Genomic DNA, 14,057 nt, shown 5'->3' with positions numbered 1-14,057 from the left:
CGATTGAGTTTCAATCTACAGCGAATCCCCCGCAAATACCAGATAAATTCTTTCGCAAATGGTGAAAAAGCCCGCAAACATGCTGCTTTCCTCCACGTTTAATCGCAATGCGGCCTGAAGTGTTATGGAAATCAACGCCCAGGCCGCATCTCAGCTAAACCCACTCGCCCTTGCGCATCAACGGCTCAGCACTACCATCCGCAGCCACGCCATCCACATCCATCTCGCCCGACCCAATCATCCAGTCCACATGGATCAAACTCGCATTCGCACCCAGCGCCGCCAGCTGCTCCGCATCCATCTTCTCGCCGCCAATCAAACACGTCGAGTAAGCCTGCCCTAGCGCAATATGGCTCGCCGCATTCTCATCGAACAGCGTATTCCAGAACAGCACCCCACTCTGCGCAATCGGCGACGAGTGCGGCACCAGCGCCACCTCCCCCAGCCGCCCCGCGCCATCATCGGTGCTGATCAACCTGTTCAGCACATCCTCTCCAGCCGTCGCCGTAGCCTCAACAATCTTCCCGCCTTCAAACCGCACCGCAATATTTTCAATCAGCGTCCCCTGGTGCGACAGCGGCTTCGACGCCCTCACCGTTCCATCCACGCGGTCCTTATGCGGGGTCGTAAAGCACTCCTCCGTCGGAATATTCGGCTGGCAATAAACCCCATTACCCGCAGTAGTCCCACCCCCAGCCCACAGATGATCATCAGCTAACCCAACGGTCAAATCCGTCGCGCCATCTTGCGATTTGAAGTGCAGCGCAGAAAACCTCTTCGCATTCAACATATCCATGCGCTTCTTCAGTCGTGCCCCATGCTCCTGCCACTCCGCCACCGGATCATCCACCGCAATCCGCGAGGCCACGAAGATCGCCTCCCACAACTTCGCAACGGCAATATGCTCAAGCTCTCCCGGAAAGACCAGCTTCGCCCACTCCGGCGTCGCGCATGCCACAATCGTCCAGTTGATCTCATGTCGAGTAATCAACTCCATCGCCGGCTTGCCCGCCTTCGACGCCGCAACATTGGCCCGCGCCACCTTCGCCGGATCCTGCTTCGCCAGCAGCGCAGGATTGGTCCCCGCAATCGCCAGCCGCGCCGCACCACTCCGGAAACCCTCTGCAACTCCATCCTGCAGCCACTTCGGCGCATAGTCGAAGCTCGCATCCGTTCCGTACTCAAACCGCGCCAGCACACTCGGATCATCCGCGTAGAACGTAGTCACCAGCAGCGCCCCTGCCTTATACGCATGCTCCGTGATCCGCCGCACCAGCGGCAGCGCCTCCATTGGAGCGGACATGATCAGCTCCTGCCCTGCGCGAAGCCCCAGCCCAACCTTCACCGCAACCTCTGCCAGCCGGTCCAGCTTCTCTTCAAACGTAAGATCCGCAAACGTCGTCTTCGCTACTGCTTCCATCACGCTCATAACCTCTCCTTGCAACCTCTAAACCTCGGTGTAAACACTCTGAAAGTCGTAGCATCCCGTCCGCGACGACAGCCACTCCGCCGCCCGCACCGCGCCCTCGGCAAACCCTCTCCGCGAAGACGCCTCATGCGTCAGCACCAGTCGGTCGGCGTCGCTAGCAGCAGTCAGCGAATGAAATCCCATCACATCCCCCTCGCGCTTCGCCTCAACCGGAACCGCACTCACACCAGTCGCAGCCTCAACCACCTTCGCCAGACTTATCGCCGTGCCCGAGGGCGAATCCAGCTTGCTCGCATGGTGCGTCTCCGCAATCGAAAACGCATATCCAGCCTTCTTCAACTCACTCCCCATCACCGCGGCAAGCTTCAACATCACCTGCACGCCCACCGAAAAGTTCGTCCCATACAACAGCCCCGCCTGCTTCCGCTCAGCCAGCGACTTCATATCTGCGAGCTTGTCATACCATCCCGTCGTTCCAATCACCATCTTCGCGCCCGTCGCCAGGCACGCCCGCATATTCTGAACCGCCGCCTCAGGCGTAGTGAAATCAATCACCACATCGAACCCCGAAACAAACGGCGGCGTCAGCGCCGAGGCGCCCGCATTCTCCTTCGCATCCAGCACATTCACGCTATGCCCGTGTTCAGCCGCAACCGACGCCACCAGCTTGCCCGTCTTCCCCATCCCCAAAACCAGAACCCGCATGTATGTCTTCCCCCGCCTTTTTTATCCAGCCTTGCTCTCAAGCTGAACCCGATTCGCAACATCGAACACCGTCTCATCCGGGTTCGCAAAGAAGTGGTTGTGCAGACTCCGCACCGCCTCCTCTACATCCTCTTCATCAATCATGAAGCTCATATTGATCTCGCTCGCCCCCTGCGAGATCATCCGCACATTCACATGGCTGATCGCCGAAAAAACCTGCCCAGCAATACCATTGTGCCCACGAATATCCTCGCCCACCAGGCACACCAGAGCCTTGTGCCCCTCCATCTTCACATCGGCAATCTTCGCCAGCTCCGCGCAGATCTCCGGCAGTTGCTGATTGCTGTCCACCGTCAGCGAGATACTCACCTCGCTCGTTGACACCATATCGATGGCGCACTTGTACTTATCAAACACATCGAACACCGCCTTCAGATATCCATGCGACATCAGCATTCGGCTCGCGACCACGTCAATAATCGTCAGCCGCTTCTTGGCAGCAATGCTCTTGAACGGACTCGCACACTTCGCCGCCATCGCGGTAATCTTCGTGCCTTCATTCTCCGCATTGCGCGAGTTCAGCACCCACACTGGAATACTCTTCTGCACCGCCGGCAAAATCGTCGCCGGATGCAGCACCTTCGCGCCGAAGTAAGCCAACTCCGCCGCCTCTTCAAAGCTGATCGTCTTCACCCGCAGAGCATCCGGGCAGATCCGCGGATCGGTTGTCATAATCCCATTCACGTCCGTCCAGATCTCAATCGCACCCGCATGCATCCCGCCGCCCACAAGCGCAGCGGTAAAGTCGCTTCCACCGCGCCCCAGCGTCGTCGTCACGCCCTCCGTCGACGATCCAATAAATCCGCCCATCACCGGAGTCTTCCCAGCTTCAACCAGCGGCAGCACAATCGCCTTCAGCTTTGACTCAATCGCATCATCCTGCGGCACGGCCTTACCATAGGTCGCATCTGTGATGATGCAGCTTCGAGCATCCACATGCGCGCCCTGCAGACCGTGCTGATCCAGCGCCTCGGCCATCATCCTGCTCGATAGCCTCTCGCCGAAGCTCACCACCAGATCGTTCGTCCGCGGCGTCAGCTCACCCACCGCAGCAATCCCGCGCAGCAGATCATCCAGCGCATCGAACTCCTGGTGCAACACCTGCTGCACCCGCACACATCGCTCCGCCTCAAGCAGCGCCGTAGCAGTGTCGATATGCCGATGCCGCAGTCGTGCGCCAATCGCCAGCGCCCCAGCCTTATCGCATCGCCCAGCCGCAGCCGCAGCCGACAACAACAGATCCGTCACTTTAGCCATCGCCGACACCACAACGACAGCCTCCAGCCCCTTCTCCCGTCGCCCGCGAACGATCGCCGCAGTCCGCTTCATCGCCGGCGCATCTTCCACCGACGTGCCGCCAAACTTCATCACCACCAGCTTGTCTCGCGCTACACTCAAGCCGTCACCGCCACGGCCCTGGCCGAAAACTTCTCCAGGGGCACACCCAACTTATCGAGCTTACCCAGCAACGCCAGCACCTCCGCGTTCAACACTGCCGCTCCCGCCGCGCCACGAATCGTATTATGCGACAGCACGACAAACTTCCAGTCCAGCAGCGGGCACTCGCGCAGCCGCCCCACCGTCGCAGCCATCCCATGCCCGCGCATCCTGTCCAGACGAGGCTGCGGCCGGTCCACTCCCTCGTCATACTCCACCGGATGCTCAGGAGCCGTAGGCAGATGTTGTCCCTGCAACGGCAGAAACTCGCTCCACGCCGCCAGAATCTCCTCGCGCGTAGCCTTCTTCTTCAGCTTGATACTCACGCACTCCGTATGCCCATCTTCCACTGCCACCCGGTTGCAATGCGCGCTCACCTTCGCATCTAAAATCTCGACCTTCGCGCCGCTAAGGCGGCCGAGCAGCTTGCCGACCTCCTCCTGCAGCTTCTCCTCTTCATTCTTGATGAACGGCACCACGTTGCCCAGAATATCGAGCGAAGCCACCCCCGGATAACCAGCGCCGCTCACCGCCTGCATCGTCGAAACGAACAGACTCTCAATCCCGAACTTCTCCTCGAGCGGCTTCAACGCCAGCACCAGCCCAATCGCGCTGCAGTTCGGATTCGTGACGATATACCCCCCACGTCCACCGTGCAGCTTCCGCCAGCTCTGCGTCTCCAGTAGCGCAAGATGATCGGCATTCACCTCCGGCACCACCAGCGGTACATCCGCCGTCATCCGGAACGCACTCGAGTTCGAGATCACCGCGCATCCCGCCGCGGCAAACTTCGGCTCCAACTCCCGCGCGATGTCCGCATCGAGCGCGGCGAAAATAATCTTCGGGAGCTCAATCGCCGACCCCTCAGGAACATTCGGCTGCAGCGTCATCGCCGCGATCCGCTTCGGCAGCGGAGTATCCAGCTTCCACCTGCAAGCCTCGGCGTACGTCTTCCCGGCACTGCGATCGCTCGCCGCCAGCCACGCAATCTCGAACCAAGGGTGATTGCTCAAAAGTTGAATGAATCGCTGCCCGACCATTCCGGTCGCGCCAAGAATGCCAACCCTGCGTCGTTCCATCCACTAAGAATAACGCGCCAGCCGAACACCCGCACGTCCAGACAAACGAGAAGTGCCTAAAAAGGCGACTCCCCTCATCGCCGACCATCGGGAGGACCAGTATCGTTCCCTAACCACTACAAGGTGTACGCGTCACGAAGTGACCGCCCCGCGCGTAGCAAGCCCGTCCGGCAAGACGCTTTCTAGTTATCCCGCCGCCGCGACCGCGTCATCCGGTGCCCACCGCCAGCCCATACCAGCAAAGCCACCAGCAGATGAAGCAGAAACCAGAAGTGAATCCCCTGATCCTGATAGATCAGATACAGCACCAGCGCCCGCGGCAGCAGCAGCCAGCAGAGCAGCGGCAGCCAGCCCTGAAAGTGAGGTGGCGTCAGATCGAAGTGAAACGGCCCAAGCAAACCCTGAAACCACGCCACCACCATCGCCAACCGTGGCAGAAACAGAGCAAATATCAGAAACCAAAGCGGCAGCGCATGCACCACAAAGGCCAAATCCACCGTGAACTGCGCCGTATGCTGCAACATCGTCAATCCTGCAATCATCTCGCCTCCGCCGTTCAATCGTCTTCACTTCACGCTGAAGCTGAAGTCCACCTTCGACGTTCCCTTCGCCTCGACGGTCACCGTCATCGTCTGCTCGCCAAGCTTCTCGTGCACCGCCGCCAAAGTATACGTCCCCGCCGGCAATCCGCTGATCCCAAAGTGTCCATCCGCATCCGTTACCGCAAAAAACGGCGTCGCCGACACATTGATAAACGCATTCATCCACGGATGGTTGTTACACCGCACCGGAATCATCACCTCCGGCTGGTTAAACTGCTTCACCTGCGCCGCACCCTTTGGCCCCTGCGAGATATCGATCGGCTGACTCCCCGCCACCGTCGGCATCGTATGAATGTTGTGCATCGTCGAGTCCGAGTTCCTGAACTCCACCGACCCACCCCGCACCACCGCAATCACATGCGGCACGTACTTGCATCCCACCTGGTCCAGCACCACCGGAGCAGGCGTAGGCCCACCCGACAGCATCGCCGCCGGCGGCCCGCTCTTGATATACACATACACATTCCCAAGCTTGCCATCCTTCACCGCATACTGCTCGGCAAAGTTGTCTCCTGCCGTCATCGAACAGACCGGATCCATCGACATATCGATCTTCACCGGCTCCGGCGCCTTTCCCACAAAACGGATCGTCCCCGTCACCATCCCCAGAGTCGCCTTATCGAGCCGCACCGTCGAAGCCGGAGGAGCCGCCGGCACCTTCGCCGTACTCGCATCGCCGCTATGCTTCACCGCATCGCTCGGCTTACATCCGCTCAACCCCGCACCGGCAACCACTGCCGCCATCAACCAACCACAAATCCGCCTCATACCACCTCACACAACGAACCATTAGTTGAGAACCTCAGCGTCGCACCTGGCGCGCAGAATCTAAGCCGCAGCCACCGGAGCTTCCATCGCCGCCACCACCGCATCCGCAAACGCCTTCGTCCCGCTGGTACCGCCAACATCCTTCGTCAGCGTCTTTCCTTCGCGATAGACCTGCTCCAACCCAGCCTGCACGCGCTCCGCCGTCGCCGGCTCATCAATATGATGCAGCATCAGCACCGCACTCTGCAGCAGCGCAGTGGGGTTCGCCATATCCTTCCCAGCAATGTCCGGAGCCGACCCATGCACCGCCTCAAAGATCGCGCACTCCGTCCCCAGGTTCGCCCCTGGAACCAACCCAAGCCCACCCACAAACGCGCTGCAAAGGTCGCTCAGAATATCTCCATACAGATTCTCAGTCAGCAAAATATCGTACTGGTAAGGATTCATCACCAGCTGCATGCAGGTGTTATCCACGATGTGCTCGTGATAAGCGATCTCCGGAAAATCCTTCCCCACCGTCTGACAACACCGGAGAAACAAACCATCCGACAGCTTCATGATGTTCGCTTTATGGATCGCATGAATCTTCTTCCGCCCGTGCTTGCGCGCATAGTCAAACGCAAACTTAGCAATCCGCGTCGAACCCTTCTCAGTAATAATCTTCAGCGCCTGCACCACCCCCGGCACCACCTCATGTTCCAGACCGGCATACAAATCCTCCATGTTCTCGCGCACAATCACGAGATCGAGCCCCGGATACTTCGTCTTCAAACCTGGCAGATTCTTTACGGGCCGAAAGTTCGCAAACAGCTCGAACTTCTTTCGCAGCGTCACATTGATCGAAGCGAACCCTCCGCCAACCGGCGTCGTCACCGGCCCCTTCAGCGCCACACGATTCTTCTCGATCGAGTCATACAGCGCCTTCGGAATGTACTCACCCGTCTTCTCGAACGCATTTGCCCCCGCGTCATACGGATGCCAGTCAAACGCCACGCCCGTCGCCGCACCCGCAGCCTCAAGAATCTTCACCACCGCGCCAGAGACCTCCGGGCCAATCCCATCTCCCGGAATCAAAGTAATCCTGTGCGTCTTCTTCGTTGCCGTCATCCGTTACCGCCTTTTCTTTGGGTCTTTTCCGTTCAACAAATCTTCCAGCTCTTCCTTAAACTCGCGAACATCTTTGAAGTCCCGATACACACTCGCGAACCGAATGTACGCAACCGTATCGATCTCCTTCAGCCGCGACATAATCAGTTCGCCGACCTCATTCGTCGTCCGCTCGCGCTCCGGCGAATCGACTACATAGGCCTCGGTCTCATCCACAATCCGTTCAAGATTCACCGCCGCAACCGGCCTCTTCTCGCACGCATGCAACAGCCCACTCAGCACCTTCTGCCGGTCGAACTTCTCCCGCCGTCCATCTTTTTTCACCACCATGTAGGGGATCTCGTCGATCCGCTCATACGTCGTAAATCGCTTGTTACAGCCTTCGCACTCCCGTCGCCGGCGTATCGAGTCTGCGTCTTTACTCTCGCGCGAATCGACAACTCGGTCCTGGGCAAAACCACAGTAGGGGCACTTCATCGGAATACTTCGATTCTAGCAGCGCAAGTCCTGCCGGACGGGCGCCCTGCGCGGGCAGCGATCACTTCGTGACGCGTATACCGGTCTTGATAGACGAGGGGCAAAGCTCCTCCCGTGGGTCGGAACGATCATCTCTCCCGACCAACGGGAGGGCCCACCGAAGGGGTATACAAGTCACGAAGTGATCGCTGCCCGCGCAGGGCGCCCGTCCGGCAGGACAAAGTCCCTACCCCAAATCCACCGCCGCCCCAGCCGCCTCGCTCTCCTCCGCAACCTTCTTCAAACTCACATGCTCCATTCGCGAGTAGATCAACCCAGTAGGAATGATGCAAAGAAAAGTCACCACCAGCAACAAAGCCCCACAAGCCGTCGCCGCCTCAATCGGCGCACCATAGAACGTATGCATCGCCGCGGCCGTAATCGCAATCTGCGTAAACCACCCAATAATCGGAAGCTGCAGCAGCGACCCGCCAATACTAGCCGCCATCAGCAGCATCGTGCGCGAAAACGTCACCCCAGCCAACTCAGGCGTATTCACAAACGCATGCGCCGTCTCCAGATAAGCAAACCCAATCATCACCCACATCGTCAGCGACAGCACCGTCACAATCCCAAAATCCCGCGCCGAAGACAACGCATTCAACCCATCGCGAAACCCAAGGATCTTCGTCGCAATGCTCTCTCCCGCAGGCTTCGAGACCAACCCCACCGTCCCTCGCGCAAACGAGGCCACCGCGCCACCTGCCGCCCGCACCACACCAGCAAAGATCGCAATCGCCAGCGTAGCCCCCATACTCAACACGCCCGCCTTCACAAACACCTCATGGTGAGGCAGTCCTTTCGGAGTAAACGCCAGCGCACTGGAAAAAATCAGCGCCGCCGCTCCAAGATCGAACATCCGTTCAATCGTGTACACCGCCACCTGCGAGCTCAAGGACAACCCAGTCCGTCGCGCCACCAGGAAAGGCCGCGTCAGATCCGCCAGCCGCCCAAACAACGCCACCGCCGTAAATCCGATGAACTGCGAACCCAGCAGGGAAGTAGCCGGTACCTTCTTCGTCGGCGACAGAAACACCGACCACCGCAACGCGCGCAGGCAATACGTAACATAAATCAGCACAATACCAGCAACAATGTGCCCCAGGCTCACATACCGAAGCTGCTGCCAGAAGTTGGCCCAATCAAACTGCACCCTCGTCCGAAACAACCAGACCAGCAACACCAGCGCGACTGCGCCGACTCCCCACACCACTCCATTACGCTTGGTCATCCATCTCTCTCTTGGTTTGTAGATCGTGGTCTGTAGATCGTGCTGTTCTTACTTGGCCTGCGCGACCGTCGCCATCTGCTTCCGCCGATTGAACTCGCGAATCACCCTGGCCACATATGCCCGCGTCTCGCGAAACGGAGGCACCCCATGATACCGATCCACCGCGCCCGGCCCAGCGTTATACGCCGCCAGCGCCAGCGCCACATTGTCGTGGTATCGCGTCAGCATCAAATCCAGATACGCCGTCCCGCCCGAGATATTCTGCTCCGGACGAAACGAATCCTCAACCCCCATCGCACTCGCAGTCCCCGGCATCAGCTGCATCAATCCCCGCGCGCCCGTCCGCGAAACGGCCCGCACCTGCCCACCACTCTCCGCCCGCACCACACTCGCCAGCAGATCCTCATCAATGTTGTGCGTCGCACCCGCATGCGACAACATCTCGTGCATCTCTTCCTTCGTCGGCGCGGTCATCAGAGTCACTGCGGTGGGCGCCTTCACCTCCGCCGCCTTCACCTCAGCCACTGGCTCCGGCACATCGGCCACAGTCTCAACCCGAACCACCGACTCTGCCGCAACCTCCATATAGTTCGCATCGGAAGCGGGCTTACCCTTCTCAACAAAGTAGAGACGAACCTTATCCCCAACCGCCTCCCGCCGAACGCAATCCACCTCAAACCCGTTCTTCAGCGTCACATGCTCAGCCGCACGCGCCAGCGGACACACCGCCGCCACCGCCAGACCAAACGCCAACGCCTTTAGACAGAGTGCCACCTCTAAAGCCTACCACCCCCAGTCCATCATCCACTCCACCAAAACTCCCACTATCGTGTCACTGGCAGGCCGTTCAACACCGCTTCAATCGCCTGCGCCACCCCATCCTCGTCATGCCGCTGCCCCATCACCCACCCTCTCTCCGCCGCCATCGCCTTCAAATCCTCCGGAGCGTTCCCCATCAGCACCGCCTGCCCCGCAACCTCCAGCATCGAAACATCATTCCAATTATCCCCAATCGCCAGAATCTCCTCCGCCTTCACCCCATGCGTCTCCGCCAGCCGCAGCAGCGCCGACCCCTTGCTGCACCCCGCCGGCAAAATGTCCACAATACTCAAATCCCCCTCCGGATACTCCGTCCGGTGCAGCGCCGCCTCCGCCCCTGCAGCTCTCTCCTGAGGCGTAATCCCACCCTTCGTCAACCCAATATTCTCCAGCCGACGCACTTCATCCTTGCTCAGCGGCGTCACTCCCACAGCCGACACCCCCGGATGCTCCAGCAGCCGCGCCTCCGCCCTCCGCATCCTCTCCACCGTCCCGCACAGCATCATCTGGATCGGCGCCTCTCCCTCCAGCGCCCTCTCGATCGGCACCACGCACTCAATATAAGGCTCATTCGCCGCCACCCACCTGCCGATACTCGCGTTCAGCTCCGCCAGATGCTCCACCACCAGCGCCCCGCGCACATCCTCCCCGTCCTCCCTCACCTTATCGAAGGTCAACACCAGCGCATCGCGAAACTCCTCCACATGCCCACACAGCCACCGCGCCGTCTCCACCGGCAGCAGCGTCCTCTCCAGCAACTGCGCCCCGATCGTCCGCGTCACCGTCCCATTCGAGCTGATCAGCGCATCCTCCTCCCGCAGTCCCAGCCCGCGCAGCACCTTCATCGCATACGAGTGCCGCCGCCCCGTCGCCACCACCACCTTCACCCCAGCCGCCTCAGCCAACTTCATCGCAGCCAGATTTCGCGCACTCACCCGCCCATCCGGCCCCACCAGCGTCCCATCCATATCCACCGCGATTAAACGCATTCGAACCTCGATTTCAGTGCATATTCTCTCATCCGCAGCGCATGAATATCCATAAGCCATTCATTTTCTTTGATTTACCGGAAATTCACGTGACATTCATGCACCACCCGGGAGACACTGGAAGCAGGCACCACAAAGGCTTGTTTATGTTTCACAAAAATGTACTAAACTCCCTCGGGAGCATCTCACCGCAGCAAATTCCAGCTTCTCCCCAGCCCACCAACCGAATCGCGCTGGTTCCACCCGGAGGCGAAGCTCCGCCCCACAAGAGACCCTCCCCGCTCCTCGACCTGATTGCCATCGCCGCACCGCGATGTTCTTCGTTCTTCGCAGAGGCGGCGGTCCTCGTCCTGGTCCTGGCCCTGCTCGACAGGTTCATGCTCAAGGGCCGCATGGAGCTCAACTGGGTCATCAGCGCCTTCGCCATCAGCATCGCGCTTCTGGTCGCCAGCATCGTCACGGAGTTCACCTCCCGCCGCTGGCTCCAGCGCCACTGACGCCGCAACAGAATCCCTGACAAAGACCTGACAAGACCGCCCACCTCCGCGGAGCTTCAACGCGGAGCCTGGGCGGTTTGGCAGTCTCATCTCCCCCAAACCAAACGCCCCTCAGCAGTTTTCCCTGTTGAGCAAGAGTTTTTTCGTCGCCACAATCCGTTAGCATCTAATATATGGCCGCTATTGCTTTCCTCGAGTGTTCTCGTTGTCACCACCACGTCTCTGCCGAAACGCCTCAAACCCTCTGCCCCCTCTGCGCCGGCTCCCTCTACGTCCGCTACGACATGGACAAACTCCGCCAGACCGCCAGCCGCGATGACATCGCCGCCCGCGCCGCAGCCTCCCCAGCCAGTCTCGGCATGTGGCGCTACGCCAGCGTCCTGCCCGACGTAACCCCCGTCACCCTCGGCGAAGGCTGGACGCCCATGCTCCTCAGCAAGCGCTACCCCGGCCTCTACATCAAAGAAGAGGGCGCGAACCCCACCGGCACCTTTAAAGCCCGTGGCCTCTCGCTCGCCGTCACCATGGCCAAACACTACGGTCTCCAGCACCTCGCCGTCCCCTCCGCAGGCAACGCCGCCGGTGCACTCGCAGCCTACGCCGCCACCGCCGGCATATCAGCCCACATCTTCATGCCGCAGGACGTCCCCTTCGCGAACTACCTCGAAGGCGTCATCTACGGAGCCGACGTCACCATGGTCGACGGCCTCATCTCCGACTGCGCCCGCATGGTCGCCGAAAACATCAAGGCCCAGCGCGAAGCCAATACCCCCGACCACCAGGTCTGGTTCGACATCTCCACCCTCAAGGAGCCATTTCGCGTTGAAGGCAAAAAGACCATGGGCTATGAGCTCGTCGAACAACTCGGCTGGGAGTACCCCGACGCTGTCTTCTATCCCACCGGCGGTGGCGTAGGCCTCATCGGCATGTGGAAGGCCTTCGACGAGATGGAGCAGCTAGGCTGGATCGAGAAGGGAAGCAAGCGTCCGAAGATGTTCGCCCTCCAGGCCTCCGGCTGCGCGCCCGTAGCCAAAGCCTTCGCCGAAGACAAACCCGCCAGCGAGTTCTTCCAGAATGCAGCCACCTTCGCCGCCGGCCTCCGCGTCCCCAAGCCCTATGGCGATGCCATTATCCTCGACATCGTCCGCCAGTCCGGAGGCAAAGCCTTAGCCTTCACTGACGAACAAATCCTCGCGAGCATCCTCGACTGGGCCAAACACGAAGGCATCTTCCTCTCCCCCGAAGGCGCCGCCGCCACCGCAGCCTACGACGCGCTCCTTGCCACCGGCGAACTCAAGCCCACCGACAAGGTTGTCCTCTTCAACACCGGCGCCGGCCTCAAGTACACCGACATGACCGCCGAAGCCATGCACCTGAAGCGCCCAAGCGAAAAGAAAGTCGTTCTCCCCAGGAGCATGCCAGTAGGAGGAATCATCACCCCACAATAAGCCCCCGCCGAGCAACGCGAGGCACCAAGCATCTAACCAATCAAGACAAGGTATACAAGTCACGAAGTGACCGCTTCCCGCGCAGGGAGCCCGTCCGGCAGGACACCCGTCATTACCCAAGCGCCTTCACAATCTCCGCCACACTCCGCACCCGCCCCATCATCGGAAACACATTCTTGATCGGGAACTCGTGCAGCTCCGCGCTCACGCTCGACATCGCATCCTCTGCGAACACCACCTCGTACCCTTGATCGAACGCAGCGCGCGCCGTCGACTCCACCCCGAAGTTCGTGGCAATGCCTCCAATCACAATTGTCTTGATCCCTCGCCGCCTCAGGTGCTGTTCCAGATCGGTTCCGTAAAACGCACCCCACGATCGCTTCTTCACAATCAAATCCTCCGGCTGCACCCCAGCCTCCGCAACGAACTCTGTAGCGTTCGGTGGTGGCGTGCCACGCATCAACGGCATATCAACCGGCAACGGTAGCATCTCCGGGATCAGCACTTTTACAAACACCACCGCGCCGCCCTTCTGCCGAAAAGTCTTCGCCAACCCCGCGCATCGGCTTACCACCTCGGCAGAGCTATGGGGCGCAAGATTCATAGCCGCGATCCCCACCTCAAGATCGATCAACACCAGCGTCGTCGTCTTCGCATCAAGTACAAAGTCACTCATCACAACCTCTTTCCATCTCTCGGATCAAGAGATGCAAAAAGCCATTGGCACGGTTCGTAAAGGAGGAAGCTCGTAGCGGGCAACTTTACCGATCCAGTCCGGTCGTAAAAGGATCGACTTTCATTTCACGGAAGAAAAATCCGGCCTACAAACTAGCCTCAGCCGCATCCACAGTAGGAAAGTTCTTCAAGATCTTATCGACCTTGGTCATCTGCATCACCGCCGTAATCCGCTCGTTCGCGGCCGCCAGCAGCAGCTTTCGCCCATGGCCCTCGGCCGAGACGTAGTAGTTCATCAGCAGCCCCAGCCCAGCCGAATCCATATATGGCGACTCGCTCAGATCCACAATCATCACCTGCGGCGTCTTCGCGCGAAACTCGTTCTGAAACCCGAACATCGTCGACAAAGTCAGCGGCCCAACGAGCTTCAGGATCGTCGTTCCCTCGCTCTTTCCGTCCGTAAAGCTATGAGTCAAAGGTTGCTCGAGCATGCTTGAAAGTGTAGCAAGCCCGCAACGCCAAAGATTACAAATATGTAAATCCTGCATCCCCCTGCCGATCTCTCAACCGCCCAATGCACCGACGCCGCTACGCCAGAAGAAACTAGAGCAAAGTAGAAATTGGCGTAGAGTCTGCCGTGTCCTTTTTGTTTGTCATTCCCGAAGGAAATCTGCGGTTTGTGTTTCAGCACACCA

At 59.6% G+C, this 14,057-nt stretch carries 15 protein-coding genes; 2 read left to right on the top strand and 13 right to left on the bottom strand.

What is annotated here, in order from left to right:
• Positions 1–154: 154 nt before the first annotated feature.
• From HDF10_RS17315 to HDF10_RS17265, 11 genes are all read right to left on the bottom strand, one after another.
• Positions 155–1,429: an aminopeptidase gene (locus HDF10_RS17315; RefSeq protein WP_183815603.1), complete on the bottom strand. Its 1,275-nt coding sequence runs from the start codon at positions 1,427–1,429 to the stop codon at positions 155–157.
• An 18-nt stretch (positions 1,430–1,447) separates the two neighbouring features.
• The gene (locus tag HDF10_RS17310) at positions 1,448–2,134 is read right to left on the bottom strand and encodes a 4-hydroxy-tetrahydrodipicolinate reductase (RefSeq protein WP_183815601.1); all 687 of its coding nucleotides are present in this window, start codon (positions 2,132–2,134) and stop codon (positions 1,448–1,450) included.
• 21 nt (positions 2,135–2,155) lie between these two features.
• Positions 2,156–3,562, bottom strand: a complete 1,407-nt coding sequence (gene lysC, locus HDF10_RS17305; RefSeq protein ID WP_183815798.1) for a lysine-sensitive aspartokinase 3 — start codon at positions 3,560–3,562, stop codon at positions 2,156–2,158.
• 26 nt (positions 3,563–3,588) lie between these two features.
• Positions 3,589–4,710, bottom strand: a complete 1,122-nt coding sequence (gene asd, locus HDF10_RS17300) for an aspartate-semialdehyde dehydrogenase (RefSeq protein WP_183815599.1) — start codon at positions 4,708–4,710, stop codon at positions 3,589–3,591.
• Positions 4,711–4,892: 182 nt separating this feature from the next.
• Positions 4,893–5,252: a hypothetical protein gene (locus HDF10_RS17295; protein ID WP_183815597.1), complete on the bottom strand. Its 360-nt coding sequence runs from the start codon at positions 5,250–5,252 to the stop codon at positions 4,893–4,895.
• 24 nt (positions 5,253–5,276) lie between these two features.
• Entirely contained in the window at positions 5,277–6,056 is a 780-nt protein-coding gene (locus HDF10_RS17290; RefSeq protein ID WP_260177972.1) for a carboxypeptidase regulatory-like domain-containing protein, read from the bottom strand.
• 84 nt (positions 6,057–6,140) lie between these two features.
• Positions 6,141–7,187 (bottom strand): isocitrate/isopropylmalate dehydrogenase family protein, encoded by a 1,047-nt coding sequence (locus tag HDF10_RS17285; RefSeq protein WP_183815593.1) that lies wholly within the window; start codon positions 7,185–7,187, stop codon positions 6,141–6,143.
• 3 nt (positions 7,188–7,190) lie between these two features.
• Positions 7,191–7,664, bottom strand: coding sequence for a transcriptional regulator NrdR (gene nrdR / locus HDF10_RS17280; RefSeq protein WP_183768793.1), 474 nt, complete (start codon positions 7,662–7,664; stop codon positions 7,191–7,193).
• A 226-nt stretch (positions 7,665–7,890) separates the two neighbouring features.
• A complete protein-coding gene (locus tag HDF10_RS17275; RefSeq protein WP_183815591.1) occupies positions 7,891–8,934 on the bottom strand; it encodes a lysylphosphatidylglycerol synthase transmembrane domain-containing protein in 1,044 nt (347 codons plus the stop codon).
• 48 nt (positions 8,935–8,982) lie between these two features.
• Entirely contained in the window at positions 8,983–9,708 is a 726-nt protein-coding gene (locus HDF10_RS17270; RefSeq protein WP_183815589.1) for a lytic transglycosylase domain-containing protein, read from the bottom strand.
• 50 nt (positions 9,709–9,758) lie between these two features.
• Positions 9,759–10,742 (bottom strand): HAD-IIB family hydrolase, encoded by a 984-nt coding sequence (locus HDF10_RS17265; protein ID WP_183815587.1) that lies wholly within the window; start codon positions 10,740–10,742, stop codon positions 9,759–9,761.
• Positions 10,743–10,888: 146 nt separating this feature from the next.
• Between HDF10_RS17265 and HDF10_RS17260 the strand changes: the two genes are divergently transcribed.
• A complete protein-coding gene (locus tag HDF10_RS17260) occupies positions 10,889–11,239 on the top strand; it encodes a hypothetical protein (RefSeq protein ID WP_183815585.1) in 351 nt (116 codons plus the stop codon).
• A 173-nt stretch (positions 11,240–11,412) separates the two neighbouring features.
• A complete protein-coding gene (locus tag HDF10_RS17255; RefSeq protein WP_183815583.1) occupies positions 11,413–12,687 on the top strand; it encodes a threonine synthase in 1,275 nt (424 codons plus the stop codon).
• Between the two features lie 112 nt (positions 12,688–12,799).
• Here the strand turns inward: HDF10_RS17255 and HDF10_RS17250 are convergent, their stop codons facing one another.
• Both HDF10_RS17250 and HDF10_RS17245 read right to left on the bottom strand, forming a co-directional pair.
• Positions 12,800–13,363, bottom strand: coding sequence for a hydrolase (locus tag HDF10_RS17250; protein WP_183815581.1), 564 nt, complete (start codon positions 13,361–13,363; stop codon positions 12,800–12,802).
• A 145-nt stretch (positions 13,364–13,508) separates the two neighbouring features.
• Positions 13,509–13,838 (bottom strand): STAS domain-containing protein, encoded by a 330-nt coding sequence (locus HDF10_RS17245; protein ID WP_260177971.1) that lies wholly within the window; start codon positions 13,836–13,838, stop codon positions 13,509–13,511.
• Between the last annotated feature and the right edge of the window lie 219 nt (positions 13,839–14,057).

This window comes from Tunturiibacter empetritectus, assembly GCF_014201375.1.
GTDB lineage: Bacteria > Acidobacteriota > Terriglobia > Terriglobales > Acidobacteriaceae > Edaphobacter > Edaphobacter lichenicola_D.
The sequence above is the reverse complement of the archived record's forward strand: the minus strand, read 5'-3'. Positions and strand labels throughout refer to the sequence as shown.

What these genes read in the sequence shown, in the direction of transcription:
- HDF10_RS17315 (WP_183815603.1), bottom strand. Translation starts at nt 1,429, where the DNA reads ATGAGCGTGATGGAAGCAGTAGCGAAGACGACGTTTGCGGATCTTACG.
- HDF10_RS17310 (WP_183815601.1), bottom strand. Translation starts at nt 2,134, where the DNA reads ATGCGGGTTCTGGTTTTGGGGATGGGGAAGACGGGCAAGCTGGTGGCG.
- lysC (WP_183815798.1), bottom strand. Translation starts at nt 3,562, where the DNA reads ATGAAGTTTGGCGGCACGTCGGTGGAAGATGCGCCGGCGATGAAGCGG.
- asd (WP_183815599.1), bottom strand. Translation starts at nt 4,710, where the DNA reads ATGGAACGACGCAGGGTTGGCATTCTTGGCGCGACCGGAATGGTCGGG.
- HDF10_RS17295 (WP_183815597.1), bottom strand. Translation starts at nt 5,252, where the DNA reads ATGATTGCAGGATTGACGATGTTGCAGCATACGGCGCAGTTCACGGTG.
- HDF10_RS17290 (WP_260177972.1), bottom strand. Translation starts at nt 6,056, where the DNA reads ATGGCGGCAGTGGTTGCCGGTGCGGGGTTGAGCGGATGTAAGCCGAGC.
- HDF10_RS17285 (WP_183815593.1), bottom strand. Translation starts at nt 7,187, where the DNA reads ATGACGGCAACGAAGAAGACGCACAGGATTACTTTGATTCCGGGAGAT.
- nrdR (WP_183768793.1), bottom strand. Translation starts at nt 7,664, where the DNA reads ATGAAGTGCCCCTACTGTGGTTTTGCCCAGGACCGAGTTGTCGATTCG.
- HDF10_RS17275 (WP_183815591.1), bottom strand. Translation starts at nt 8,934, where the DNA reads ATGACCAAGCGTAATGGAGTGGTGTGGGGAGTCGGCGCAGTCGCGCTG.
- HDF10_RS17265 (WP_183815587.1), bottom strand. Translation starts at nt 10,742, where the DNA reads ATGCGTTTAATCGCGGTGGATATGGATGGGACGCTGGTGGGGCCGGAT.
- HDF10_RS17260 (WP_183815585.1), top strand. Translation starts at nt 10,889, where the DNA reads ATGTTTCACAAAAATGTACTAAACTCCCTCGGGAGCATCTCACCGCAG.
- HDF10_RS17255 (WP_183815583.1), top strand. Translation starts at nt 11,413, where the DNA reads ATGGCCGCTATTGCTTTCCTCGAGTGTTCTCGTTGTCACCACCACGTC.
- HDF10_RS17250 (WP_183815581.1), bottom strand. Translation starts at nt 13,363, where the DNA reads ATGAGTGACTTTGTACTTGATGCGAAGACGACGACGCTGGTGTTGATC.